Source organism: Phyllobacterium phragmitis, assembly GCF_002980495.1.
In the GTDB taxonomy this organism is placed as follows: domain Bacteria; phylum Pseudomonadota; class Alphaproteobacteria; order Rhizobiales; family Rhizobiaceae; genus Paramesorhizobium; species Paramesorhizobium phragmitis.
In genome coordinates this window covers 266168-290025 of the sequence record NZ_PVBR01000005.1, presented here as the reverse complement: position 1 = coordinate 290025, position 23858 = coordinate 266168, and the positions used below count along the sequence as shown (strand labels likewise).

At 61.9% G+C, this 23858-nt stretch carries 24 protein-coding genes, 1 tRNA gene and 1 pseudogene; 17 read left to right on the top strand and 9 right to left on the bottom strand.

The genetic code is table 11. From position 1 onward, the window contains the following. The first annotated feature begins 265 nt into the window (after nt 1-265). The 4 genes and pseudogenes from C5748_RS09305 (at nt 266) to C5748_RS09290 (ending at nt 2300) form a co-directional block, all read left to right on the top strand. Nucleotides 266-1129 (top strand): MipA/OmpV family protein, encoded by an 864-nt coding sequence (locus C5748_RS09305; RefSeq protein ID WP_105741645.1) that lies wholly within the window; start codon nt 266-268, stop codon nt 1127-1129. Nucleotides 1130-1303: 174 nt separating this feature from the next. Then, nucleotides 1304-1735 (top strand): hypothetical protein, encoded by a 432-nt coding sequence (locus C5748_RS09300; protein WP_105741644.1) that lies wholly within the window; start codon nt 1304-1306, stop codon nt 1733-1735. 23 nt (nt 1736-1758) lie between these two features. Further along, a pseudogene (locus C5748_RS28540) lies at nt 1759-1875 on the top strand (hydroxyacylglutathione hydrolase); the annotation flags it as partial. Beyond that, nucleotides 1875-2300 (top strand): cupin domain-containing protein, encoded by a 426-nt coding sequence (locus C5748_RS09290; protein WP_105741643.1) that lies wholly within the window; start codon nt 1875-1877, stop codon nt 2298-2300. The pseudogene C5748_RS28540 and the gene C5748_RS09290, both read left to right, overlap by 1 nt. A gap of 83 nt (nt 2301-2383) precedes the next feature. Here the strand turns inward: C5748_RS09290 and C5748_RS09285 are convergent, their stop codons facing one another. After that, nucleotides 2384-3859, bottom strand: coding sequence for an MFS transporter (locus C5748_RS09285; RefSeq protein ID WP_105741642.1), 1476 nt, complete (start codon nt 3857-3859; stop codon nt 2384-2386). A 75-nt stretch (nt 3860-3934) separates the two neighbouring features. On the opposite strand from C5748_RS09285, the gene C5748_RS09280 reads away from it, so the two are divergent. Next, a complete protein-coding gene (locus C5748_RS09280; protein ID WP_105741641.1) occupies nt 3935-4786 on the top strand; it encodes a helix-turn-helix transcriptional regulator in 852 nt (283 codons plus the stop codon). Nucleotides 4787-5007: 221 nt separating this feature from the next. On the opposite strand, the gene C5748_RS09275 is transcribed toward C5748_RS09280, so the two are convergent. Further along, a tRNA-Leu gene (locus C5748_RS09275) sits at nt 5008-5092 on the bottom strand. Nucleotides 5093-5629: 537 nt separating this feature from the next. Here C5748_RS09275 and C5748_RS09265 point away from each other — a divergent pair. Then, nucleotides 5630-6217, top strand: a complete 588-nt coding sequence (locus C5748_RS09265; RefSeq protein WP_105741640.1) for a YqaA family protein — start codon at nt 5630-5632, stop codon at nt 6215-6217. A 37-nt stretch (nt 6218-6254) separates the two neighbouring features. Next, nucleotides 6255-6782 (top strand): disulfide bond formation protein B, encoded by a 528-nt coding sequence (locus C5748_RS09260; protein ID WP_199194747.1) that lies wholly within the window; start codon nt 6255-6257, stop codon nt 6780-6782. A 3-nt stretch (nt 6783-6785) separates the two neighbouring features. On the opposite strand, the gene C5748_RS09255 is transcribed toward C5748_RS09260, so the two are convergent. Continuing rightward, entirely contained in the window at nt 6786-7343 is a 558-nt protein-coding gene (locus tag C5748_RS09255; RefSeq protein ID WP_105741638.1) for an HNH endonuclease, read from the bottom strand. A gap of 121 nt (nt 7344-7464) precedes the next feature. Beyond that, nucleotides 7465-8109 carry a DNA-3-methyladenine glycosylase family protein gene (locus C5748_RS09250; RefSeq protein ID WP_105741637.1) on the bottom strand — a complete coding sequence of 215 codons (645 nt, stop codon included), beginning with the start codon at nt 8107-8109 and terminating at the stop codon, nt 7465-7467. A gap of 71 nt (nt 8110-8180) precedes the next feature. Here C5748_RS09250 and gluQRS point away from each other — a divergent pair, with 71 nt between their 5' ends. The 5 genes from gluQRS to mbfA all read left to right on the top strand — a co-directional run bounded on the left by gluQRS (nt 8181) and on the right by mbfA (nt 15090). Next, nucleotides 8181-9056, top strand: coding sequence for a tRNA glutamyl-Q(34) synthetase GluQRS (gene gluQRS / locus C5748_RS09245; protein ID WP_105741706.1), 876 nt, complete (start codon nt 8181-8183; stop codon nt 9054-9056). Nucleotides 9057-9135: 79 nt separating this feature from the next. Further along, nucleotides 9136-11178, top strand: a complete 2043-nt coding sequence (locus tag C5748_RS09240; protein WP_105741636.1) for a hydantoinase/oxoprolinase N-terminal domain-containing protein — start codon at nt 9136-9138, stop codon at nt 11176-11178. Nucleotides 11179-11303: 125 nt separating this feature from the next. Next, the gene (locus C5748_RS09235; RefSeq protein ID WP_105741635.1) at nt 11304-13496 is read left to right on the top strand and encodes a malate synthase G; all 2193 of its coding nucleotides are present in this window, start codon (nt 11304-11306) and stop codon (nt 13494-13496) included. Nucleotides 13497-13506: 10 nt separating this feature from the next. Next, nucleotides 13507-13998: a GNAT family N-acetyltransferase gene (locus C5748_RS09230; protein WP_425350229.1), complete on the top strand. Its 492-nt coding sequence runs from the start codon at nt 13507-13509 to the stop codon at nt 13996-13998. A gap of 108 nt (nt 13999-14106) precedes the next feature. Next, nucleotides 14107-15090: an iron exporter MbfA gene (gene mbfA / locus C5748_RS09225; RefSeq protein WP_105741633.1), complete on the top strand. Its 984-nt coding sequence runs from the start codon at nt 14107-14109 to the stop codon at nt 15088-15090. A 14-nt stretch (nt 15091-15104) separates the two neighbouring features. Here mbfA and C5748_RS09220 read toward each other — a convergent pair whose 3' ends face one another. Both C5748_RS09220 and C5748_RS09215 read right to left on the bottom strand, forming a co-directional pair. After that, entirely contained in the window at nt 15105-15530 is a 426-nt protein-coding gene (locus C5748_RS09220) for a cupin domain-containing protein (protein ID WP_105741632.1), read from the bottom strand. A 74-nt stretch (nt 15531-15604) separates the two neighbouring features. Further along, nucleotides 15605-15832 carry a DUF6356 family protein gene (locus C5748_RS09215; protein ID WP_105741631.1) on the bottom strand — a complete coding sequence of 76 codons (228 nt, stop codon included), beginning with the start codon at nt 15830-15832 and terminating at the stop codon, nt 15605-15607. 119 nt (nt 15833-15951) lie between these two features. Between C5748_RS09215 and C5748_RS09210 the strand changes: the two genes are divergently transcribed. From C5748_RS09210 to C5748_RS09190, 5 genes are all read left to right on the top strand, one after another. Next, nucleotides 15952-16422 carry an Lrp/AsnC family transcriptional regulator gene (locus C5748_RS09210; protein ID WP_105741630.1) on the top strand — a complete coding sequence of 157 codons (471 nt, stop codon included), beginning with the start codon at nt 15952-15954 and terminating at the stop codon, nt 16420-16422. Between the two features lie 52 nt (nt 16423-16474). After that, nucleotides 16475-16954 carry a dUTP diphosphatase gene (dut, locus tag C5748_RS09205; RefSeq protein ID WP_105741629.1) on the top strand — a complete coding sequence of 160 codons (480 nt, stop codon included), beginning with the start codon at nt 16475-16477 and terminating at the stop codon, nt 16952-16954. 9 nt (nt 16955-16963) lie between these two features. After that, entirely contained in the window at nt 16964-17968 is a 1005-nt protein-coding gene (locus tag C5748_RS09200) for a proline racemase family protein (RefSeq protein ID WP_105741628.1), read from the top strand. A gap of 144 nt (nt 17969-18112) precedes the next feature. Beyond that, nucleotides 18113-19378 carry an efflux RND transporter periplasmic adaptor subunit gene (locus C5748_RS09195; protein WP_105741627.1) on the top strand — a complete coding sequence of 422 codons (1266 nt, stop codon included), beginning with the start codon at nt 18113-18115 and terminating at the stop codon, nt 19376-19378. Nucleotides 19379-19380: 2 nt separating this feature from the next. Further along, entirely contained in the window at nt 19381-21321 is a 1941-nt protein-coding gene (locus C5748_RS09190) for a MacB family efflux pump subunit (protein WP_105741626.1), read from the top strand. Between the two features lie 22 nt (nt 21322-21343). Here the strand turns inward: C5748_RS09190 and C5748_RS09185 are convergent, their stop codons facing one another. From C5748_RS09185 to exbB, 3 genes are read right to left on the bottom strand one after another with little or no spacing between them, the layout of a single operon-like run. Continuing rightward, complete coding sequence (locus tag C5748_RS09185) at nt 21344-22276, bottom strand: energy transducer TonB family protein (RefSeq protein WP_105741625.1); 933 nt, start codon at nt 22274-22276, stop codon at nt 21344-21346. Continuing rightward, nucleotides 22273-22767, bottom strand: coding sequence for a TonB system transport protein ExbD (gene exbD / locus C5748_RS09180; RefSeq protein ID WP_105741624.1), 495 nt, complete (start codon nt 22765-22767; stop codon nt 22273-22275). Before exbD ends, C5748_RS09185 begins: the two co-directional genes overlap by 4 nt. Before the next feature lie 5 nt (nt 22768-22772). Next, a complete protein-coding gene (gene exbB, locus C5748_RS09175) occupies nt 22773-23774 on the bottom strand; it encodes a tonB-system energizer ExbB (protein WP_199194746.1) in 1002 nt (333 codons plus the stop codon). Nucleotides 23775-23858 lie beyond the last annotated feature (84 nt).

The window sequence follows — 23858 nt, the reverse complement described above, 5'->3', positions numbered from 1 at the left end:
ATAATCCTCCATCAGCGCGCCAGTGTCGTTGAACGAACTGGGGCTTGAGGCTTAATAACATGACGAGAACCTGCCTGCCCCGAGGCGATTGTTAAGTTTCATTGCAACGGTCGTCGGAGAGATCGGTACCGCGCCGTGCGTTCCAGCCGTAACAAAGCTTAACATAACGACATGCCCGGGGCGGCTTCCCTGTGAAATCTAGTGCCGTCAATGTCTCGCTGTTCGACGGACTTGGGCAGCGGCGATAACTCGATTTGGAGCTCTCATGTTTTTCACAAATCCAAACAACAGGCGCGCTTCGTGCTACGCCCTCGGCACCGCAATGATGGGTGCCATGGGGCTGGTATCCAGCGCAACTGCCGCCGACCCTACTGTTGCAGAGCAGGCATCGGAACAAGCGTTTGATCAAGAACAATTCGATCAGCGGTTCAATCAGGAGAAACCCGAGCGGAACTGGAGCCTGATCGTCGGCGGCGGCGGAATGTACGAACCGAAATATGAAGGCGGCGGTGACTTCGAGATCAGCCCTGTCCCTTTCGTTCTTTTCACTTATGGCGAGTGGTTCGAACTGGATCCTTCGGGGATCACCGTCACGCCCCTCAGACACGAGGGGTTTTCGCTTTCCGGAAAGGTCGGTTACGAAACAGGCAGAAATGAAGACGATTCCGACCGGCTTCGCGGCTTGGGCGACATTGATTTCGCCGCCACGGTCGGCGCCAAGGCGGCATATGAGTGGGGCCCCGTCGAACTTTATGCCGAAGTCGAGCAAACGATAGAGGGCAGCGAAAGCCTTATCGGAACATTCGGCATAGGATATTCGACGCCAGTGACCGAACGGCTCATCCTCGGTGCGAACGCCGAGGCCATCGTGGCGAATGACAAGCACATGGAGGCCTATTTCGGCGTCGATGCCACGCAGTCTGCGGCCTCCGGCTTGCCCGAATACAAGCCAAAGGCAGGTCTCAAGCGTGTCGATGTTTCAGCGTCCGCAACATATCTGCTGACCGAAAACTGGCTCGTCCGCGGAGAAGCCGGCCTTGGCGTATTGACCGGAGATGCTGCCGATAGCCCGATCGTGGAGGAAAAGCTGCAGCCCTCCGTCTCCCTTTTCGTCGGCTATAAGTTCTGACGTTCCCAGGTCCGCAGGCTGCAAGCCGGGTTGAGATGTCGCAAAACACATCTTGCCCGCTGCGCCTTGCCGCCGGTACTGATGTCGTGGCGCGTGCTTCGAATTGAACGGGGCAGCGCCTGGTCGGGGAGGAGCCCAACTGTCTTTCCGCAACTCGAACCTGGGGAGATGAAGATGAAAATGCTGCTTGTCCTGTTCGTCGCCGCATTCGCCGCACAGGCGCCGTCTGCGGTCGCCGCTGAAGAAGATCCTCGACGCGTCGTCGAAGCCTATTACGCCGCGATTGACAGGGGAGATTACCACACCGCCTATCTGCTGTGGGACCGGCAAGGCCAGGCGAGCGGTAAGGGCTTCGCCGCCTTTCGCGACGGCTTCACCGCCACAGCGCGATCACGTGTGGTCACAGGTTCTCCGACCAACGGCGATGCCGGCATGAGCCAGCAATGGGTCGATGTTCCGGTTGACGTTCATGCCACTCTCAAGAACGGGCGGCGCCAGCATTTCCGCGGTTATTATAGGCTGCATCGTATCATGCCGGGTGTCGGCGCGCCGGCCGACGCCGAGAAGTGGCATCTTTCCTCCGCCAAGCTTATTCCCGTGCGCTAATGTTTGTGTGCGGGCACCAGAATACGACGATAGCCCTGGAGATGACGAGCAATCCCTTTCTGTGCCGACGGCTGGGAATGCAAGATGCCGGCGACGAAGAGAACTTCGCCGAAATCCGCAAACGCAAGGACCCTTTCTGATGACGCTGACACCCGAAGAGATCCGCAAGACGCTGGCCATGCAGCCGCACCCGGAGGGTGGCTGGTATGTGGAAACCTTCCGCGACAACGCCGCAACCGGCGGGCGCGGCCATTCGACCGCCATCTATTTCCTGCTCGCGGCAGGGCAGGTCTCCGCTTGGCACCGCGTCAAGGACGCTGCCGAGGTCTGGCACTGGTATGGCGGCAGCCCGCTCGAACTAAAGCTTTCCGATGGCGCCGCCAGCCGGACGGTCCGCCTTGGCCTCGATTTGGAAAAGGGCGAACGTCCGCAGGGCGTGGTGCCAGCGGGCTGGTGGCAGACGGCCAGGAGCCTTGGCGCATGGACGCTCGTCGGCTGCACCGTTGCCCCCGGTTTCGACTTTGCGCAATTCGAGATGGCGGAACCCGGCTTCCTTCCCGAATAATCCGGCTTCCTTGCGGCTGGCTCCGCCGTCCGCCGCGGCTGACCAACCGCCACGGGACAAGGGCAACTCGTGGCTCCAATGCTTCATGTCGGCCTTGCGCGCCTTGCTATCCACAGGATGAGCGCGGCGGCGATGACGACAGCCGAGAGGTTGTAGAGCATGGCGCCTGAGAATGCCGCGACATAGCGGTCTGCATTCGGCTCGGCGCCAGCCGGGTGTGCCGCAAGGACACGGACGAAGAAGATGCCGACGACAGCGACGCCGAACGCGCCGCCGACCTGCTGCATGGTGGAGACGATGCCTGCGGCCATGCCCGCATGGCGCTCCTCGACGAATCCGATGACGAGGTTCAGCAGCGGCGTCATAGACAATCCCTGCCCGAAGCCGAACAGAATGAGCGCCGGCAGCAGGCTCCATGCGTCACCCGGCCCCGCAAGCGCGCCGACCCGCACGATCAGCCATAGAATGCCGGCCGCGTAGACTAAAGCGCCGACGGCGATAATGCTGTCGCCGAAACGCACCACCAGCCTCGGCCCGATCAGGGACGCGGCGACGAAACCGACGCTCGCCGGGGCGAACAAGCTTCCCGCTTCGAACGGCGTCAGACCGAAGCCCGACTGGACCAGCAGTGCGAAACACAGGAACAGCGACGTCGCGGTCGAATAGATCAGCAGGACGACGATGGCTCCGGCCGAAAAACCGGCATTGGCGAAAAGCCGCAGATCGATCGCCGGATGACCGCCTCGCAGCCCGACGCGGCGTTCCCATGCGAGAAAGCCGGTGAGCAATAGCACCGCTGCAATGAGGCTGCCCCATGTCCACGCTGGCCAGCCGATGTTCGGCCCTTCCAGCAACGGCAGAAGCAGGAGCAACAACCCTGCCGTGGCGAGACAAACACCCGGCCAGTCGACACTGGCGGCATCCGGCGCCTTCGATTCAGGGATGACGCGGGCGAACGCCGCCGCCACCACCCCGATCGGCAGGTTGATGAGAAAGATGATGCGCCAGCCGAGACCGAACAGGTCGCTCTCGACGATCAGCCCGCCCAGCACCTGGCCGGCGATGGCGGCAAGCCCCAATGTCATGCCGAGCAGGCCAAAGGCGCGGCGGCGGCCGGCCTCGTCATACATCACCCGCAGCAAAGCATAGACCTGCGGGAACAGGATCGCGCCCGTCGCCCCTTGCAGGAAACGCGCGACAATCAGGCTCGCGGCAGTCGGCGCGATGCCGCACAGGAACGAGGTCACGGCAAAACCCAGCATGCCGAGGATGAAGAGCTTTCGGCGGCCATGGATATCGCCAAGGCGGCCACCCGCGATCAGCAGCACGCCGAAGGCCAGTTCATAGCCTGCGATGACGAAGCCGATCTGCGCGAAATCCGCGCCGAGATCGGCCTGCATGGAGGGGATCGCGACATTGACCACGAACAGGTCGAAGACGGTGATGAAGCCGCCGAGCAGCAGGATGGCGAGTGCAAGCGGCGACACGGCGGAATGGCCGCCCGCGCGAGACGGTGAAGACGGCAAGGCTTTGATTGTTGAAGTGCAGCTGTCGGACATGGCGGCTCCCGTGGTTGAAACCATCGGATAAGCCGCATATGATGCTGTTACTATAGAAGAAATTATGCTGTTACTATGAGCAACATGCTGGAAAACCGGCTTGATCGCACCCGCACCGAGCTGGCGGATTTTCTGCGTCGGCGCCGCGAAAGCCTCTCCCCGCTCGATGTCGGGCTTCCCCAGGGCAAAAGGCGCCGGACGCCGGGGCTGCGGCGGGAAGAAGTGGCGGCGCTCGCCGGCGTGGGGCTCACTTGGTACACATGGCTGGAACAGGGACGCGACATCAACGTCTCGGCCTCGTTCCTCGACAATGTATCGCGCGTGCTGAAACTCGATGAGACGGAACGGCGGCATCTCTTCCTTCTGGCGCATCACCGTCCTCCCGCCATCAATGGCCGGCCCTGGTGCGCGCTGCCGCCGCTGGTTCGCCGCCTGATCGACGATCTGGCTTTGCGGCCGGCTTATGTCATGAACCTGCGTTGGGACGTGATCGGCTGGAACACGGCCGCCGAGCGGCTGTTCGGGTTCGAGGCACGCGATCCTGCGGAGCGGAACATGCTGTGGATGCTCTTCGCCGATGACAGCCTGTCGAATCGGATCGTGGAATGGGCCATCCAGGCGCCGCAGATTCTCGCGAGCTTCCGGCGCGACTACGCGCAGGCGCCCGACGACGAGGACATGGTTGGGCTGATTGAAGCGCTGGAGCAGCGTTCGCCGGCGTTTCGCGATCTCTGGCGCCGGCACGACGTGCATGGCCGCTGCCAGGGACGTCGCAGCTTCCTTGTCGATGGCATCGGAGCGGTCGCGTTCGACCACTCGACATTCATCGTCGACGAGGAGAAGCACCTGCGTCTTATCGTCTATGCCGGGGTCGCCGCAGAGGCTGCCAGCGAACGATTCGCACGCCTGCTCGCATCGTCGGCGTAATAGTCTTGACCGGTTGTTCGCCGTACTCCATCGCTTATCCCTGATGCGGGCCATTCGCCCTCACGTGTTGTGAGGAAGCCGCCGCACTGCCCGCGTTCATCACCTCACTTCACGAGCAGCCGGTGTTCGCAAGGTTGGCTATCGGCTCGAAAGAGCAAGTAAAATGGCTGCTTGTCCATGCAACCGTCAGCAAGCCGAGAAAACCGCCGATGGGGAAAGGATGGTGCGGGTGGTCGGAATCGAACCGACACTCCTTTCGGAACCGGATTTTGAGTCCGGCGCGTCTACCAGTTCCACCACACCCGCACGGTGCCGAACCCCTGCGTACAATGCGCCTGAGGGTAGCTCGCTGCCCCTATACACTGCCTGCGGCAGGATTTCCAGATAGAAGGTGGAGCAAATCTTTATCAATTTTTCAGCGGCGTAGATGGAATTTCCAGATTCCCATCCCTCTTGTGGCAGGTAAGGCGATGCGCCTACGCCGCATCTGAGCCCGAAGGCATATACGTCCACAATGCGGCTGTACCTGGTGCCAGCCTCGGGCTTCCGCTGACGACCCATTGCTGAGCGTGGCGATGACGATGTGATCAGCAGCGAGCAGCTCGGCCACGAGTTCATCAGACTGACGGAGCGCCTCCTGCACAGACAAACCCCTTTTTGAGTCGAGCGCGTCTACCAATTCCGCCACAGGATCCAGACGCGCCGGCCTGTAATTGGAAGTGCCTCCCCGTTAACAGGAGATCGCATGTCAATCGTACAATAGTTACGCCGGCGGCAATTGCCTGGCACCGCTTTTGCCTCTAGAGAGCATGATCATCCGAACCTCACGCACCAGGAAAGCTGATGCTGCGCAGACTTTACGACTGGACACTCTCGCTCGCTTCCAGAAAATCCGCTCAATGGTGGCTCGCCTTCATCGCATTCATCGAAAGCTCGGTCTTCCTGGTGCCGGCGGATGTGCTGTTTCTGCCCATGGCGCTGGCGCGTCCCGAGCGCGCCTATCGTTATGCCCTGATCGCCACCATCGCCTCGGTTCTGGGCGGCATCGCCGGCTGGTATCTCGGCTACTACGCCTATGAATCCATCGCCAAGCCCGTCCTCGAAATGTACGGTAAGCTCGATACGTTCGAGAATTTGCGCGGCTCCACCAGCGCCGACGCCATCCTTTTGATGCTGATCACCTCGGGCCTCGCCCATCTGCCGCCGATCAAGGTGGTGACGATCCTGTCCGGCGCGGTGGGTGTCAATATCTGGCTGTTCATCGTCTCGGCCATCGTCGCGCGCGGCGCGCGTTTCTTCTTCCTTGCCTGGCTGCTCCGGCGCTATGGAGAGCCGATCCGCGAATTCATCGAAAAGCGGCTGGGGCTAATCGCCGGCATGATAGCGGTTGCCATCATTTTGCTGTTTGTCGCGGTGAAATACCTGAACTAACCATTCGAACCGGAAGGAACGGTCCATGTCTCTCGATATCGCCTCGCTCCGGGCGCCTGTGGGCCGCATCCAGGCAGTTGCCGCCGCGTTTCTCGCCGTGGCCATGGCCGCGACTGTCGGCGGGGCGCTCGGCTTCGAGCATCTGGGCGGCTTCCTCCCCTGCAAGCTCTGCCTCGAGCAGCGCACCCCTTATTATATCGGCGCGCCGCTGATGATTCTGGCCCTCCTTTCCCATGGCCTCAAATGGCCGGGCTGGCTGACACGCGGCCTTCTTCTCATCGGCGCGCTGCTGATGACCTATGGCCTTGCGCTGGCGATCTTCCATTCGGGCGTGGAATGGAAGTTCTGGGCCGGGCCAACCGACTGCTCGGCGGCAACCATGTCGATCACCACCGATGCCGGAAGTCTTCTGAGCGATCTCAATGCGGTACGTCCGGCCGCATGCGACACGGCGGCGGGGCGCTTCCTCGGCCTTTCCTTCGCCGGCTGGAATGCCGTGGCAAGCCTCATCCTTCTGATTGTCGGCTTCTACGCCGCCTTCGCCCGCCCGGACAAAAAAGCGTAAATATCAAGGCTCCAGTTCGACATCCCAGTAGAGATAATCGAGCCAGCTTTCATGCAGGAAGTTCGGCGGGAACGACCGGCCATTATTGTGCAGATCGTGCACGGTCGGCGGAAAAGGTTTCTGCCTCGGCCACATCTTGGCTTCGGCGGGCATCATGCCGCCCTTGCGCAGATTGCACGGCGAGCAGGCCGCCACGACATTTTCCCATGTCGTCTCGCCGCCATGACGGCGCGGTACGACATGATCGAAGGTCAGTTCCTCGTGCGAACCGCAATATTGGCATTGAAAACGGTCACGCAGGAAAACATTGAAGCGAGTGAAGGCCGGATTGCGCGATGGACGCACATAGGTCTTGAGGCTGACCACGCTCGGCACGCGCATGGCAAAGGAAGGCGAAGCGACTTCATGATCATATTCGGCAACGATATTCACACGGTCGAGAAAAACCGCCTTGATCGCGTCCTGCCAGGACCAGAGCGACAAGGGATAATAGCTAAGCGGACGGTAATCCGCGTTAAGTACCAGAGCGGGCAACCCGCAGGGCGAGACGGCGACCGTCAAAGAAACACCTCCTTTGGTCCAACCAGCCGACCCGGATAATGTAAGCTGGAGGTGACACTATTGTGAAGCGCAAAACGACGAGCGGGCCGCCAGGCATTTGAATCCCCCTGTTTTTGCGCTTTCACAGCAAGGGTGTGGCCTCCCTGCCGCGAATGGTCGCATAATAAGCCCAGAACAGGCGCGCCGCCACGCCCCGCCAGGGCGACCATGCCTCGGCGAAGATGCGCAGATCCGCCGCCCCCGGCCGTGATTCGTGGCCGAACGCATGCCCCACCGCGCTTTGCAGCGCCACGTCGCCCGCCGGAAACACATCCGGATGCCCCGCCGCGAACAGGAGATAGACTTCCGCCGTCCACGGGCCGATCCCCTTGATCGCCGTCATCGTGGCGATCGCCTCCGCCGCCGGATGGGCGCACAGGCCGAGAAGGTCGAGTTCTCCCTCAATCACCGCCTTCGAGACATGAACGAGCGTGCTCTGCTTGGGACGCGACAGCCCGGCGAGACGCCAGGCTTCCTCGCCGCATCCGAGATAATTCTCGGGCGTCAGTGGATCGACATGCGTCTTGAGCCGGGCCCAGATCGCCGCGGCACTTGCCGTCGAAACCTGTTGCGCCACAATGATCGAAGCGAGGCTTTCGAAGCCCGGTTGCGAGCGGCGCAGCGGCACTGCGCTTACCATGGCATGAATCGGCGCCAGCCGCGCATCGGTTGCGATCAGCGTCCGAACGCCTTCTTCTATGTCGTCCAGCGTATCGATGCGCCGCATTCGCCCTTCCTTTTCATTCGCCGCTTTTCGCTTTAAAGCGGAAAGCACCCTATCCACGGTCAGATGGAATGATCAACCGACCCGTTTTCCGCTTCGCACCCAGTCCTAACGGTCTTTTGCATCTGGGGCACGCCTATTCGGCGCTGCTCAACGCGCGCATGGCTGCGGAAAGCGGCGGGCGCCTTCTCCTGCGCATCGAAGACATAGACACGGCCCGCTGCACGCCGGAGCTGGAACGACGGATGATCGACGATCTGCGCTGGCTCGGGCTTTCCTGGGAGGAGCCGGTGCGCCGCCAGTCGCAACATTTCACGGATTATCAGGCAGCGCTCGACACGCTCATCGAAGCAGGATTGGTCTATCCTGCCTTCATGAGCCGGGGCGAGGTTCGCGCCCGCATCGAGGAATGGACGCGCGAGGGCCGCGAATGGCCGCATGACCCCGACGGCGTGCCGCTCTATCCCGAGGACGAGCGCACCATGTCGCAAAGCGCGCGCCGCCGCCGCATCGCCGAAGGCGGGCCCTTTGCCTGGCGCCTTAACGTGCCAAAAGCGGTGGCCCGCTACGGCAAGGATTTGTTCTGGGACGAAAGCGGCGCGGGACCGCAGGGCGAGACGGACCGCATCGCCGCCGATCCGGCGCGCTGGGGCGATGTCGTCATCGCACGCAAGGAAACCCCGACCAGCTATCACCTCTCGGTCGTGATCGACGATGCGCTGCAGGGGATCACCCATGTCGTGCGCGGCCGCGATCTCTTCCATGCGACGGCGGTGCACCGGCTCCTGCAGGAAATTCTTGGCCTGCCCGTGCCGCTTTATCATCATCACGACCTGATCCTGGATGAGCACGGGCGCAAGCTCTCCAAGAGCCGGGGCGACACCGCACTTGCCGCGCTGCGACAGGCAGGCATGCAGCCGGAAGACATCAGGCGGCAGGTTGGCCTGTGATGGGCGAAACGCCCTCTGCTCACTGGAAAGTTTTTCCGCCATGCGCTAACCCTTCTCGCGAAACAGGCGAGGAGCGATCGTGAAAGCGGATGCAGCGGCAGGCGGCGCGCAGGCGGGGGATGAGCGCGATGCGCTCTTTCTCGGCATAGACACCGGCGGCACCTATACGGACGCCGTTCTCTGGTCGCAAGCGAAGGGCGTCGTCGCCAAGGCCAAGGCGCTGACCACCCGCCACGATCTCGCCGAAGGCATCGCCAATGCTGCGGACCGCGTGATCGCAACGGCTGAAATCGATTCCGGCATCATCCGCCTCGTGTCGATGTCGACGACGCTCGCCACCAATGCGCTTGTCGAGGGCCAGGGCGGGCGCATCGCACTCATCATGATCGGCTTTGCCGAAGCGGACTTGGACAAATCAGGCCTGCGCCAGGCGCTCGGCTCGGATCCGGTCGTCTTCATCGCAGGCGGCCATGATGTGCACGGCCAGGCAAGGGCGATCGACATAAAAGCGCTGAAAGCGGTGCTACCGGACCTCGCCAAGACCGTATCGGGCTTTGCCGTCTGCGCCTATTTCGCAGTGCGTAATCCCGCGCATGAGCTGGCGGTGCGCGACATCATCAGGGAGAAAGCCGGCCTGCCGGTGACATGCAGCCACGAGCTTTCGGCCAAGCTCAACGGGCCGCGCCGGGCGCTGACCACGGTGTTGAACGCCCGGTTGATCGCCATGATCGATCGGCTGATCACGGCGACGGAAGGCTTTCTCGACAAGCGCGGCATTCACGCGCCTTTGATGGTGGTACGCGGCGACGGCGCGCTGGTTTCAGCCGCCTTTGCCAGAACCCGGCCGATCGAAACGATCCTGTCCGGGCCGGCGGCAAGCCTCGTCGGCGCGCGCCATCTGACTGGCCTCGACAACGCGCTTGTCTCCGATATCGGCGGCACCACCACCGATGTCGCGGTGCTCGACCGTGGCCGACCGCGGCTCGATCCCGAAGGCGCGACGGTCGGCGGCTTCCGCACCATGGTCGAAGCGGTGGCGATGCGCACCTTCGGCCTTGGCGGCGATTCCGAAATCGCGCTGAACGATCAGGCCCTGATACCGAAATTGAAACTGGGCCCGCGCCGGCTCGTGCCGCTTTCGCTGCTGGCGAAAAATCATGGGCCTGATGTCATCGGGCATCTCGAACGGCAGATGAAAGCGCCGCAGCCGGGCCGTCTCGACGGACGCTTTGCCTTGCGTACCGGCGTGCCGGCAGCACTTGCGGCTGGATTGACCGCTTCGGAAGCGGAGCTTCACGATCGCATCTCGCAAGAACCGCAGCCGCTCGACCGGCTGCTTTCCTCCACATCCCAGACCGCAACCCTCAACCGGCTGGTGGCGCGCGGCCTCGTGCATATTTCGGGCTTCACACCCTCCGACGCCTGCCATGTGCTGGGCCTCCAGCAAAACTGGGATGCCGATGCCGCCCGCCTTGGCGCAGCCCTCTTCATCAGGCGCAAGGACAGCATCGGGCGTCCCCTCGCCGAAACGCCGGAAGCGCTCGCCCGCCAAGTCCATGACGCCCTGATCCGCCGTTCGTCCGAAGTGATCCTCGAAACCGCCTTCGCCGAGAACGGGCTCGACGGCCCGCATACAGTAGCCAGTCCGCTCATCGAGCGCGCCCTTTCCGGAAAAAACGGCATCGCCGGCGTCAGGATCGCGGTCGACCGCCCGATCATCGGCCTCGGCGCATCGGCGCCGATCTATTATCCGGCAGTGGGCGAAATGCTCGGCGTCGAAGCGATGGTCCCTGAAGATAGCGACGTCGCCAATGCCATCGGCGCCGTGGTCGGCCAGGTCCGCGTTTCGCTCACGGCCGAGGTCAATCAGCCGGTGGAGGGCCGCTTCCGGGTCAGCGCCGGCGAAACGATCCGCGATTTCGACGACGAAGACACCGCCCTTGCCTTTGCCGCCGCGACATTGCGCGAACAGGCCGCCGCCCGCGCCGCGCAAGCCGGAACCGATGAAGCCGAGATCACCGTCAGTCACGACATCCGCGCCGCCACCGTCGAAGACAAGCGCGTATTCGTCGAGGCGACCCTGACCGCGACCGCCAGCGGCCGCCCACGCATCGCGCATTGAAGCTTGAGGGTCTTTTCCCCGGCGTTGAAAATGATATCCATTTTTGACGGATTGACGAAACGCGTGCAACGGGTTTCAACCATGCATAATTCATGAGACAAAAGCCGGACCAAGGAGTACCTGCCATGAGCAAGCGCATCGAGATCGACGGACTGAAGGTCGCGAAGGAACTCTATGATTTCATCAACAATGAGGCGATCCCCGGCACCGGCGTCGAGCCTGCCGTGTTCTGGTCGGGCTTCGCTGAGATCGTGCGGGATCTTGCGCCCAAGAATCGCCAACTTCTCGCAAAACGTGACGCGTTTCAGGCCAGGATCGATGCCTGGTACAAGGCCAAGCGCGATACCGGCTATTCCCCGGCGGAATATCAGGCCTTCCTGAAAGAGATCGGCTATCTCCTGCCCGAAGGCGAGAAATTCTCTGTCTCCACCGCCGATGTCGACCCCGAGATCACGGTAACGGCGGGCCCGCAGCTCGTCGTTCCCGTGATGAATGCCCGCTATGCGCTCAACGCCGCCAATGCCCGCTGGGGCTCGCTCTATGACGCGCTCTATGGCACCGATGCGATTCCTGAGACGGATGGCGCGGAAAGAGTCAAGGGCTACAATCCGAAGCGCGGCGAAAAGGTCATCGCCTGGGCCAAGGCATTTCTCGACGAAAGCGCGCCGCTAGCCTCGGGCAAATGGCAAGAGGTTTCCGGCATTGCCGTCGAGGATGACACGCTGGCCCTCAAGCTTGCCGGCGGCCCGACCACGCGCCTTGGGGATATCGGCCAGTTCGCCGGCTATCGGGGCGAGCCAACGTCTCCTTCCGCGATTTTGCTGGTCAAGAACGGCGTTCATTCCGAGATCGTCATCGATGCGGCCCATCCGATCGGCAAGACCGACCTGGCGCATATCGCCGATATCGTGCTCGAATCCGCCCTGACCACCATCCAGGATTGCGAGGATTCCATTGCCGCCGTCGATGCCGAAGACAAGGTGGTCGTCTACCGCAACTGGCTCGGCCTGATGAAGGGCGATCTGGAGGATACGTTCGAGAAGGGCGGCAGGCAGATGACCCGCCGCCTCAACGCCGACCGGGACTATACTGCGCCGAATGGCAAGCCTCTCGCCCTCCCCGGCCGCTCGCTGATGCTGATACGCAATGTCGGCCACCTCATGACCAATCCGGCGATCCTCGACGCCGACGGCAATGAAGTTCCCGAAGGCATCATGGATGCCGCGTTCACTGCGCTGATCGCGCTGCACGATGTCGGAGCGAATGGGCGTCATAAAAACTCCCGCGCGGGCTCCGTCTATATCGTCAAGCCGAAGATGCACGGGCCGGAGGAAGTCGCCTTCGCCTCGGAACTCTTCGCGCGTGTCGAAAAGCTGATCGGCATGAAGCCCAATACGCTGAAGATGGGCATCATGGACGAGGAGCGCCGCACCACGATCAATCTCAAGGAAGCGATCCGCGCCGCGCGCGAACGCGTCGTCTTCATCAACACCGGCTTCCTCGACCGCACCGGCGATGAAATCCACACCTCGATGGAAGCCGGCCCGATGATCCGCAAGGGCGACATGAAGCAGGCCGCCTGGATCAGCGCTTATGAAAACTGGAACGTCGATATCGGCCTCGAATGCGGGCTTTCCGGCCATGCGCAGATCGGCAAGGGCATGTGGGCGATGCCCGACCTGATGGCGGCGATGCTCGAGCAGAAGATTGGCCATCCCAAGGCCGGCGCCAACACCGCCTGGGTGCCGTCGCCGACGGCGGCAACACTCCACGCCACCCACTACCACAAGGTCAATGTCGCCGAGGTGCAGGACAGGCTGAAAAGCCGTCCCCGCGCAAAACTCGACGATATTCTCTCCGTCCCCGTGGCGAGCCGCCCGAATTGGACGCCGGAAGATATCCAGCATGAGCTCGACAACAATGCGCAAGGCATTCTCGGCTATGTCGTACGCTGGATCGACCAGGGCGTCGGTTGCTCGAAAGTGCCCGACATCAACAATGTCGGCCTGATGGAGGACCGCGCCACCTTGCGCATCTCCTCCCAGCACATCGCCAACTGGCTGCACCATGGCGTGGTCACGACTGAGCAGGTGATGGAGACGATGAAACGCATGGCCGCTGTCGTCGACAAGCAGAATGCGGGCGACCCCGGCTACCGCCCGATGGCCGGTAACTTTGACGGCTCGATCGCCTTCCAGGCCGCCTGCGATCTGGTGTTCAAGGGCCGCGAGCAGCCGAACGGCTATACCGAGCCAGTGCTGCACGCTCGCCGGCTGGAGTTGAAGGCGAAGAACCCTGCCGCCTCGCCCAACGCCTGACGGGAACATCATGCCCCGCATCCGCCATGCAACCGAAGCCGATCTGCCGGCCATTCTCGCCATCTATAATGATGCGGTGGAACACACGACAGCCATCTGGAACGAAAAGCTCGTCGATCTCGAAGACCGGCGCGCGTGGCTGAAAACGCGGAACGAAAGCGGCTTTCCCGTCCTCGTCGCGGAGCGCGACGGCAGGACGATCGGCTATGCCAGCTATGGCGCATTTCGCCCCTTCGACGGCTATCGCCATACTGCGGAACTCTCGCTCTATGTCGACAAAAGCGCGCGTGGAGGTGGTGTCGGTCGCCTTCTCCTGAGCGAACTGATCGAGGAAGCAAAGCGGCGCAATGTGCATGTGCTGGTTGCCGGGATCGAAGCCGGCAATGCCGCTTCCATCGGCCTCCACACCTCCCTCGGCTTCAAGGAAACCGGACGCCTGGCCGAAGTCGGCCGCAAATTCGACCGCTGGCTCGACCTCGTCCTCATGCAACGGATTCTCTGATTCCCGACGCAGCCATGCATTCCCGTATGGATATGCTGCGTCTTCGCATATTGACTTTTCACGGCAGCGGATTAAATTTAGAATAATTCTAAACTGGAATTCCGCATCATGTTCAGCCGCTTTTTCCGCATGGGGCGCCGCCCGTTCGACACGCTTTCCGAACAGGAGATCCTGGCGCTCGCCATCTCATCCGAGGAGGATGACGGCCGTATCTATCTCGCTTATGCCGACGGCCTGAAGGACGAGTTTCCGCAGACGGCGCAGATTTTCGAGGAGATGGCGGCGGAAGAAAACACCCATCGCGAGCGGCTGATCGAGATGCACCGCAAGCGGTTCGGCGATCGCATACCGCTCATCCGGCGCGAGCATGTCAGCGGCTATTACGAACGCAAGCCCGACTGGCTGGTGCGACCGCTTGGCATCGACAAGGTGCGCGAGACGGCCGAAGCCATGGAGGATCAGGCCTACCGCTTCTATATCGAGGCATCCAAACGGGTCAGCGACGCGTCGATCCGCAAGCTGCTCGGCGATCTCGCCATGGAGGAAAAGCAGCACGAATCGCTTGCCCACCGCCTCGGCCTGAAATTCGCTCCGACTGATGTCAGGGAAGAGGAACGCGAGACCGAACGGCGGCAGAGGATCCTGACCTATATCCAGCCGGGTCTTGCCGGGCTGATGGACGGTTCGGTATCGACGCTCGCGCCGATCTTCGCCGCCGCCTTCGCGACGCAGGATACATGGCAGACCTTCCTGGTCGGCCTGTCGGCGTCGGTCGGCGCCGGCATCTCCATGGGCTTCACCGAAGCGGCGCATGACGACGGCAAGCTCTCCGGGCGCGGCTCACCGCTTAAGCGCGGCATCGCCAATGGCACGATGACCATGCTCGGCGGTCTCGGCCATGCCCTGCCCTATCTCATCCCGGATTTCTGGACGGCGACGAGCATCGCCATCGCCGTGGTCTTCGTCGAGCTCTGGGCGATCGCCTATATCCAGAACCGCTTCATGGAGACCCCCTTCCTGCGCGCCGCCTTCCAGGTGGTGTTGGGCGGCGCACTGGTTTTCGCAGCCGGTGTTCTCATCGGCAATGCGTGAAGGGGTCAGTTCCGTCATTTCTGCAAGATAACGTTGCTCTCGCCCTTTTTGACCTGGTCAATAACCAGCAATTTGACGGGATCGGAGCCGATATTGGCTCCTTTGTGCCATTGATTGATTGATTCAATGATGAAATCGCCTGGCTTGAAGACCTGGGTTTTTCCCGTATCCTCGTTGGAAACACGCAGCGTACCTTCCAGAACATAAGCATAACGCGGGTAGAGATGCTTATGCACCGGCAATGTCGCTCCCGATGCGATCTCATACTTGGAGACACTGACTTGCACATCCCCCTTCGGCAACGTGATCGGCTGTCCCGTTATCGTTTGTTCGGATTTCAGGACGGGCGTTACCGTCACATCTTTGTCCTGCTTCATCTCCTTGGCCTGAACCGAATATGCCAAGGGGATGAGCGCGAAAGCCAAAATGGATCTCTTCATGGGAACAACTCCTGCCCAATGCAGCACGTCTCAACAAATAGTATTCCAGACAGCTCTTTTCTAGCTATGGCTGTTTAGTGGGCGTTTGCCGTTCCCCGATTATGCGTCCGCTCGTAAAGCGTGCGGATGATTCCACTTGCCGTCTTTTCGAACAGGAACGGCAGGAGCGCATGGATCATTGCAGCGAAGGCAGCGGCAAAGAGCTTGGCCGAGAAACCCGCCGCAAAGGCCATGTGCTCGAAATAGGTTTCGTCCACGGATGCCGGATGCTCGGTAAAAAGGCGGCTGATGCGCGTCGTCATGATTGTTCTCCCTTTGATCCCTCTGAAACGTTGATTTTTTGAATTTTAGCAATGAACCGCGAGCGATATGTCCCAAACTGTCCTTGAAAATCAGCAAAATTTGGGACAATCATCCCAACATGATCGTAGAAATCGATGAGCTTGACCGCAGGATTCTGGCTGAGCTGCAACGCGACGGCACGCTGTCGGTGGATGCGCTCTCGGAACGGGTGAACCTGTCGCGCAATGCCTGCTGGCGGCGCATGAAGCGGCTGGAAGAGGAAGGCGTCATCATGGGCCGCGTGGCGCTGGTCGATGCCGACCGCGTCGGCCTCGGTCTTTCCGTCTTTATCCTGGTGAGAACATCGAACCACGATCCCAACTGGCTGAAGCAGTTCCGCGAGGCCGTCTCCTCGCTGCCGGAAGTGGTCGGCGTCTATCGCATGACCGGCGATCTCGATTATGTGCTGCGCGCCCGTGTCGCCGACGTGAAGGGTTATGACCGGCTCTATCAGCGGCTGATCGCCAAAGTGCCGCTTTCCGATGTCTCCGCCTCCTTCGTCATGGAGGAGATCAAGGAAACGACAATCGTGCCCTTGGAAATCCGGTGACTGTCCTTTATTGCGGTTGACGATTTCAAACCGCTGGTGAAAAAGTCCCCGCATGTCCACCATATCGAATTCCGATTCCGCTCCGCGCCTTGGCATCGTGCGTCTTCAGCATGGCGAGGGTCTCGATCTTCCTTCCTACGAAACCGCCGGCTCGGCGGGGCTGGATCTGCGCGCCGCAGTTCCCGAAGACCGGCAGATCGTGCTTCTGCCCGGTCGCCGCGCCCTGATTCCGACCGGGCTGATCTTCGAATTGCCCCCAGGTTACGAGGCACAGATCAGGCCGCGTTCCGGCCTCGCCTTCAAGTACGGCATCACCTGCCTCAACACCCCCGGCACGATCGATTCCGATTATCGCGGTGAGATAAAGGTGCTGCTGATCAATCTCGGCGACGACGATTTCCGCGTCGAGCGCGGCATGCGCATCGCCCAGGCCGTCATCGCGCCGGTGGCGCAGGCAACCATCGAGGAACGCGACAGCGCCGGCGAAACGGTGCGCGGCGCCGGCGGTTTCGGTTCGACCGGAACGGCCTGAAAGTCTGCCATGATGGAACCGCTCGGAGTTGTCGATATGCATACCGGCGGCGAGCCGGTGCGCATCGTCACCGGCGGTTATCCGGCCCTGCCGGAAGGCACTATCCTGGAAAAGCGCAGATATGTGCGCGATAATCTCGATCATCTGCGCAAAATGCTGATGTTCGAACCACGCGGCCATTTCGATATGTATGGCGCGCTTCTGGTCGAGCCCGATCTGCCCAATGCCGATCTGGCCGTCCTCTTCATGCACAATGAGGGATATTCCACCATGTGCGGTCATGCCGTGATCGCGCTTGGCCGCTATGCCGTCGATCAAGGTTTCGTGGCTGCGGTGGAGCCCTTCACCACCGTCAATATCGAGTGCCCTTGCGGCATGGTCGTCGCCACCGTCGAGGTGAAGAACGGCAAGGCGGGCGCTGTCTCCTTCGAAAGCGTTCCCTCCTTCCTGTTTGCCGCCGACCGCATGGACATGTTCGAGAAATACGGTTCCGTGCGCTTCGATATTTCCTATGGCGGTGCGTTCTATGCGCTGGCCGATTGCCGCCAATTCGGGCTGGAGTTCGGGCGCGATCCGGTAAGCGCGTTCGTCGAGGCGGCGACCGCTTTGACCGAAGCAGCCCGACAGGGCGTACCGCTTTCCCATCCCGATCATGATGACCTGGCTTTTCTCTATGGCTCCATCCTCACCGACGGCGCCGATGCATGGTCGCCAGAGCCGACCCGCAATGTCTGTGTTTTTGCCGATGCGCAGGTCGACCGGTCACCCACCGGATCGGGCGTCACGGCCCGCCTCGCTGCCATGCATGCCAAGGGTGAGATCAGGGAGGGCCAGGTGCGCGTGTTCGAAAGCATCGTCGGCTCGCATTTCCAGGGCCAGGTCGCATCCGTCACGGCGGCGGGCAACCAACCAGCGATCATTGCCCGCGTCTCAGGCCATGCCTGGTATTCCGGCAAGGCCGAATTCATGGTCGAGGACGGCGACCCGCTCGCGCCGGGATTTCTGGTACGTTAGAGCCAATCGACGTTCCCCCATCCTTCCCAAGCTCGCCGCAATCCGTGCCTAAAAAATTTGTAATTATTATTCAGTAGGGTCCGCCGTCTACTATATGCCACACGGATCATATTCTTCACTTTACTTTGACGGTAGACGATACAGATGCCCCAGACCGCCCCAGAGCCCGAGAACGACGCCAAAACCCCGCAAAAGGCGCAGATCACCGTGCTTCCCGGTTCGGCAACGCCACCCCGTCGCAAGATACGCAGGCGTATCTGGCCCTGGCTGGCCGTTGCCGCCGTACTGGCGATTGCCGCAGCCTTCGTGATCGTCCCGCGCCTGCAGGGCCAGGAAACCGCAAGTTTCCTCAGCGAGCCGGTCACCCGCGGTGATATCGAAAACGCCATCACCGCCGTCGGCACGCTCAGCGCCATCAAGGACGTCAATGTCGGCGCACAGGTTTCCGGTCAGCTCAAATCGGTTCTGGTGGAGATCGGCGACAAGGTGAAGGAGAACCAGCTCATCGCCGAGATCGATCCTTCGTCCATTCAGACGAAGGTGGAAATCAGCAGCGCCCAGGTCGACAACCTCAAGGCGCAGCTCATCAGCAAACAGGCCCAGCTCGTTCTCAAGCGCGCCAATGCGGATCGCCAGCGCAAGCTTCTGGCGACGCGTGGCGTCTCGCAGGCGACTGTCGATCAGGCCGATGCCGATCTCACGGCCGCGCAGGCGGATGTGAAGGCGCTCGACGCGCAGATCAGGATGCAGGAAGCGCAGCTTGCCGGCGACAAGGTCGACCTCGGCTATACCAATATCTACACGCCGATGGCTGGAACCGTCGTCAATCAGACGGCGAAGGAAGGCGAAACACTCAACGCCAACCAGTCGACACCGACCATCGTCACGGTCGCCGATCTCTCGACGATGACGGTCGAGGCGCAGGTCTCGGAAGCCGATGTCGGCAAGCTGAAGATCGGCATGCCCGCTTATTTCACGCTGCTCGGCCAGCCGGGCAAACGCTTTACCGGCACGCTGCGCCAGATCAAGCCGACACCCGACACCACCAATAATGTCGTGCTCTATTACGCGCTTTTCGATGCGCCCAATCCCGATGGCGATCTGATGATCGACATGAGTGCACAGGTCTATTTCCTTCTGGATTCGGCAAAGGATGTTCTGCTGGTGCCGACGGCGGCCATCCACACCACGCGTGGTGCGAACGGCAAGCCGCAGACGACGGTCAAGATCGTCAATGCGTCGGGTGGGACCGAGGACCGCGTCGTTGAAATCGGCATCCGCAATCGCGTCCAGGCAGAGATCAAGAGCGGCCTCAAGGAAGGCGACCGCGTGGTCGTCACGTCGAGCACGGACGGAACGCAAAGCCAGGCGGGTGGCGGTTCACGCCGCATGCGCATGCGGATGTTCTGAGCATGACCAATCCGCTCATCCGGCTGGAAAACATCCATAAGACCTATTTCAACGGCGATCTCGCGGTCGAGGTGCTGCATGGCCTGTCGCTTGATATCGAGGCGGGCGAGTTTGTCGCCATCATGGGCGCGTCGGGTTCCGGTAAATCGACGCTGATGAACATTCTCGGCTGCCTCGACAGCGCCACCGGCGGCCGTTACCTGCTCGACGGCGAAGATATATCGGACCTCGATACCGACGAACTCGCCGCATTGCGCCGCCGGACCTTCGGCTTCGTTTTCCAAAACTACAATCTGATCTCCACCTCGACCGCGCAGGAAAATGTCGAGGTCCCGGCCATCTATGCGGGAACGCCCGCCGCCGAGCGTCAGGCCCGCGCGGCAGAGCTTCTGACGACGCTCAAGCTTGGCGACCGTCTGGATCATCGCCCGAGCCAGCTTTCCGGCGGGCAGCAGCAGCGCGTCTCGATCGCCCGCGCGCTGATGAACGGCGGGCGCATCATTCTCGCCGACGAGCCCACCGGCGCGCTCGACAGCCAGAGCGGCGAGGAGGTCATGGCGCTTTTGCGCGCGATGCATGCGGAAGGTCATACCATCATCGTCATCACCCATGCGCGCGAAGTCGCCGAGCGCGCCGATCGTCTCATCGAGATCCGCGACGGGCAGATTCTGTCCGACCGCACCAAGCGGCGGATACCCGACCAGACCGCCCCTCAAAGGCTGAAGCAGAATATCAGCGAAGGGGCTGCGGCTATCGCCGATTTCTCTGAAGCCGTAAAGATGTCCTTCCGTGCACTACGCGCCAATCTTTTCCGCACCATCCTGACGCTGCTGGGCATCATCATCGGCGTCAGTTCCGTCGTCGCCATGCTCGCCATCGGCACCGGCGCGCAGAAATCCATCCTCGACCGTATCAATGCCATGGGGTCGGACCTGCTCCTGATCCGGCCGAGCATGGCGAATTTCCGTGGAACAGGCTCGATCGTCACGCTCGTGCCGGAGGACGCCGACGCCATTCTGGAATTGCCCAATGTCGCGACTGCCGTGCCGGAAGTCACGGGATCTGTGACATTGCGCTACGGCAATGTCGATTACCAGTCGCAGGCCGACGGCACTGTTCCCGCCTTCACCATGGCAAAGTCGTGGCGGGTGGAGCGCGGAGACTTCATCAACCAGAACGACGTCAACACCTACGCGCCGGTTGCCGTTCTCGGAACGACCGTGGCAAAGACGCTCTTCCCCGACGGCGCCGATCCGATCGGCAAATATGTCCTCGTGCAGAAGATCCCCTTCCAGATCATCGGCGTAATGGAATCGAAGGGCGCCAGCGGTGGCGGAAACGATCAGGATGACGTGGTGATCGTGCCGCTCTCCACCGCCAATCTCAGGCTCTTCGGGCAAAAGCATGTGCGCACCATCACCGTGCAGGTCAAGGACGGCGATCTGATCGACACCACGCAGGACCAGATCCAGGCGCTGCTCGACAGGCGGCACAAGGCCGACGATACGATGATCACCAACATGTCCTCCATCCGCGAGACCGTGACAAAAACATCCAACACCATGACGCTCTTTCTCGGCTCGGTGGCGGCCATCTCGCTTCTCGTCGGCGGCATCGGCGTCATGAACATCATGCTGGTCAGCGTGACCGAGCGCACCCGCGAGATCGGCGTCCGTATGGCGACCGGCGCCCGCACCCGCGACATTCTCATTCAGTTCATCACCGAAGCGCTCGTCGTCTCGGCCATCGGCGGCGCGCTCGGCGTGGTTCTCGGATTGGGAATAGGCGTCATCGCCCGCACTCTCGGCGCGCCGATCAATTTCAGCATCGCACCGGTAGCGCTCGCCTTTGCCTGCGCCTTCGCGACAGGGCTTATCTTCGGCTTCCTGCCCGCCCGCAAGGCCTCCAGGCTGCAGCCGGCGGTCGCGCTGTCGTCGGAATAGGAATCGCCTGCCGCTCGATGGCTTATTTGAAGCGGATCGGAATGGTGAGGGACATCCGCGCCTTGGCGAGCGCCGGCGGAGGCGCCGGAAGCGGCGACGCCCGCTGCACCATTTCGACCGCCAGCCGATCAAGGGCCGAATTCCCGGAGGATCCCCGCGCCGAGAGCACATTGCCGGAAGGATCGATGCTGAAGGTCAGGCGTACCGTGCCCTTGATGCCCGGCGTACGACGCTCCAGATAACGTCTCTGGCGGTTCAGATGCGCCTGCACCTTGGCCTGCCATTTGTTGGAGCTCACCCCAGGTGAACCTGCCGTCTCGCTGTTCCGACGCGCGGCAACTTTCGGCCCGCTCCGGGCGTCCACCTGAGGAGCAGCGGCCTTCTTCTTCGGCCTGGACTTTTGAACCTTCTTTGGCTCCGCCTTCTCGACCACCTTGGGCTTTTCACGTTTTGGCTTCGGCTTTTCGACGCGTTTCGGCTTCTCGACCGGTGTCGGGATGACGACATCGGGCTTTTCCGCCTCGACGACATCAGGAACCGGCTCCTCCGGTTGTTTCATCTCCTCGACCGGCTCTACCCTGGCAATCTCTTCGGGCGGCGTTTCCGGCTGGACTTCTTCGACAGGCTCGATCGCTTCGGCCTCTTCAGTCTCGACGGGCTCTTGCGCCAGTTCCTCGGTCTCTGCCTCGGGCACCAGAGCGGCCTCTTCCACGGCCGGTGCGATCGGCTCCGGCGCAAGCTCCATCATGATGGCGGCCGGCGGCGAGCCATCCGCCTGAACGGGGGGCTGCAGATGGTGGATTGCATAAGCGCCGGCGGCATGGGCCACCAGCATCACGATACCCGCCCCGCCCCACAGCGCGACATCGCGCCAACCCGTGCGCTGCAGATCGGGAGAATGCGCCTGGATCGGAGGATGGTCTTGCGGCAGTTCGGAACGCGGGGAACGGGTCATTGTGCAGGCGCGCCTCCCGAGGCTGGCGCCGCAGCGGGTTGCATGCCGGGTGTCGCAGTGGCGTCGGCATCCGGTAACGTCTCGAGCCCGACCAGCGCTATCTTCAGATAACCCGCATGGCGCAATGCGTTCATCACATTCATCAACTCGCCATAGCCGACGGCCTTGTCGGCGCGCAGGAAGATGCGGGTATCCTTGTTATTCCCGGACAAGCGGTCGAGTGTCGCCCCGAGCGCTTCGCGCGCCACAGCGTCATTGCCGACATTGAGCACCAGATCCTGCTTCAGCGTCACATAAAGCGGCTTGTCGGGCCTTGGCTGCGATGTCGCCGAGGAGGTCGGCAGATCGACATTGATATCGACCGTCGCCAATGGCGCCGCCACCATGAAAATGATCAGCAGAACCAGCATGACATCGATGAAGGGCGTCACGTTGATCTCGTGGTTTTCCTCCAGCTCGTCACCGGCGCTTTCGCGTATCCTGCTTGCCATGACGTCTACTCCGCGGCCGAGGCTTTGCTGTCATGCGCCGCCGGCATGGCATGGATCCCGGCGGCACGGAAATCGAGATCACGGCTCACCAGCCTCTCGATGCCGGCAGAAGCATCGGCCAGAAGCTGGCGGTATCCAGTGATCGAACGGGCGAAGACGTTATAGATCACCACCGCTGGAATGGCGGCGACCAGTCCGAGCGCCGTGGCCAGCAGCGCCTCCGCGATACCTGGCGCAACGACGGCGAGATTGGTCGTCTGCGCCTCGGAAATGCCGATGAAGGAATTCATGATGCCCCAGACGGTTCCGAACAGGCCGACGAACGGGGCGGTCGAACCGATCGTTGCCAGAACGCCAGTTCCCTTCGTCATGCGCCGTCCGGCGGCGGCCTCGATGCGCGAGAGGCGCGAGGCCACGCGCTCCTTCAGCCCTTCGCCGGCGCCCTTGACCGCACCCGCCGAAAGCCGAACCTCCTCTTCAGCCGCGCGCACCAGCAGCGCGCCCGCTCCCTTGCGGGCGTGCAGCGTGCGGAATGCCTCGCTGAGGCTCTTCGCCCCGGTGATTTCCTTCAGGGCCCGCTTGGCCAGGACGCGCGCACCTGCCAGTTCCAGCGATTTGGCAAGCCACACGGTCCATGTGACGAGCGATGCGAAGGCAAGGCCGAGCATGACAGCCTTGACCACCCAATCGGCGGCCATGAACATGCCCCATGGCGATAGATCATGCGGCAGTTGCAGCTCGGCGCCTTCAACCTGATCGCCGGTCGGAGCCTGTGCCAGAGGCTGCTCCTGTACCACCGAAGGCGGGGCGGCAGGCTGGGTAGGAGCCTGCACGGCCGGCGCTTCGGGGGCTGTTACGCCGGGCTGCGGAGCCGCCGGCCCCTCCTGCGCCACGCCGGAGGCTGGAATACCGATGAGCGTAAGGCATCCGAATGCCACCGCAATGAACTTCGCCTTGAACACTTCTAAGCCCTCTTTCAACCGGTCTAGTGGAAAAGCCGGGCAGATGATGGATGCCCGCTATCGAGATTTCCCGGCAAGCCTGCCCGCGACTTGTTGGGAGGACTCTTAACCGCGCATAAGATGATAATG

Excerpts from the sequence above, each read along its gene's own strand:
- C5748_RS09185 (WP_105741625.1), bottom strand. The coding sequence starts at position 22,276 with ATGACCCGTTCCCCGCGTTCCGAACTGCCGCAAGACCATCCTCCGATC.
- C5748_RS09290 (WP_105741643.1), top strand. The coding sequence starts at position 1,875 with ATGACGCTGACACCCGAAGAGATCCGCAAGACGCTGGCCATGCAGCCG.
- C5748_RS09235 (WP_105741635.1), top strand. The coding sequence starts at position 11,304 with ATGAGCAAGCGCATCGAGATCGACGGACTGAAGGTCGCGAAGGAACTC.
- C5748_RS09195 (WP_105741627.1), top strand. The coding sequence starts at position 18,113 with ATGCCCCAGACCGCCCCAGAGCCCGAGAACGACGCCAAAACCCCGCAA.
- mbfA (WP_105741633.1), top strand. The coding sequence starts at position 14,107 with ATGTTCAGCCGCTTTTTCCGCATGGGGCGCCGCCCGTTCGACACGCTT.
- C5748_RS09265 (WP_105741640.1), top strand. The coding sequence starts at position 5,630 with ATGCTGCGCAGACTTTACGACTGGACACTCTCGCTCGCTTCCAGAAAA.
- C5748_RS09300 (WP_105741644.1), top strand. The coding sequence starts at position 1,304 with ATGAAAATGCTGCTTGTCCTGTTCGTCGCCGCATTCGCCGCACAGGCG.
- C5748_RS09230 (WP_425350229.1), top strand. The coding sequence starts at position 13,507 with ATGCCCCGCATCCGCCATGCAACCGAAGCCGATCTGCCGGCCATTCTC.
- C5748_RS09280 (WP_105741641.1), top strand. The coding sequence starts at position 3,935 with ATGAGCAACATGCTGGAAAACCGGCTTGATCGCACCCGCACCGAGCTG.
- exbD (WP_105741624.1), bottom strand. The coding sequence starts at position 22,767 with ATGGCAAGCAGGATACGCGAAAGCGCCGGTGACGAGCTGGAGGAAAAC.
- C5748_RS09210 (WP_105741630.1), top strand. The coding sequence starts at position 15,952 with ATGATCGTAGAAATCGATGAGCTTGACCGCAGGATTCTGGCTGAGCTG.
- C5748_RS09190 (WP_105741626.1), top strand. The coding sequence starts at position 19,381 with ATGACCAATCCGCTCATCCGGCTGGAAAACATCCATAAGACCTATTTC.
- C5748_RS09285 (WP_105741642.1), bottom strand. The coding sequence starts at position 3,859 with ATGTCCGACAGCTGCACTTCAACAATCAAAGCCTTGCCGTCTTCACCG.
- C5748_RS09305 (WP_105741645.1), top strand. The coding sequence starts at position 266 with ATGTTTTTCACAAATCCAAACAACAGGCGCGCTTCGTGCTACGCCCTC.
- C5748_RS09200 (WP_105741628.1), top strand. The coding sequence starts at position 16,964 with ATGATGGAACCGCTCGGAGTTGTCGATATGCATACCGGCGGCGAGCCG.
- C5748_RS09250 (WP_105741637.1), bottom strand. The coding sequence starts at position 8,109 with ATGCGGCGCATCGATACGCTGGACGACATAGAAGAAGGCGTTCGGACG.
- C5748_RS09215 (WP_105741631.1), bottom strand. The coding sequence starts at position 15,832 with ATGACGACGCGCATCAGCCGCCTTTTTACCGAGCATCCGGCATCCGTG.
- dut (WP_105741629.1), top strand. The coding sequence starts at position 16,475 with ATGTCCACCATATCGAATTCCGATTCCGCTCCGCGCCTTGGCATCGTG.
- C5748_RS09220 (WP_105741632.1), bottom strand. The coding sequence starts at position 15,530 with ATGAAGAGATCCATTTTGGCTTTCGCGCTCATCCCCTTGGCATATTCG.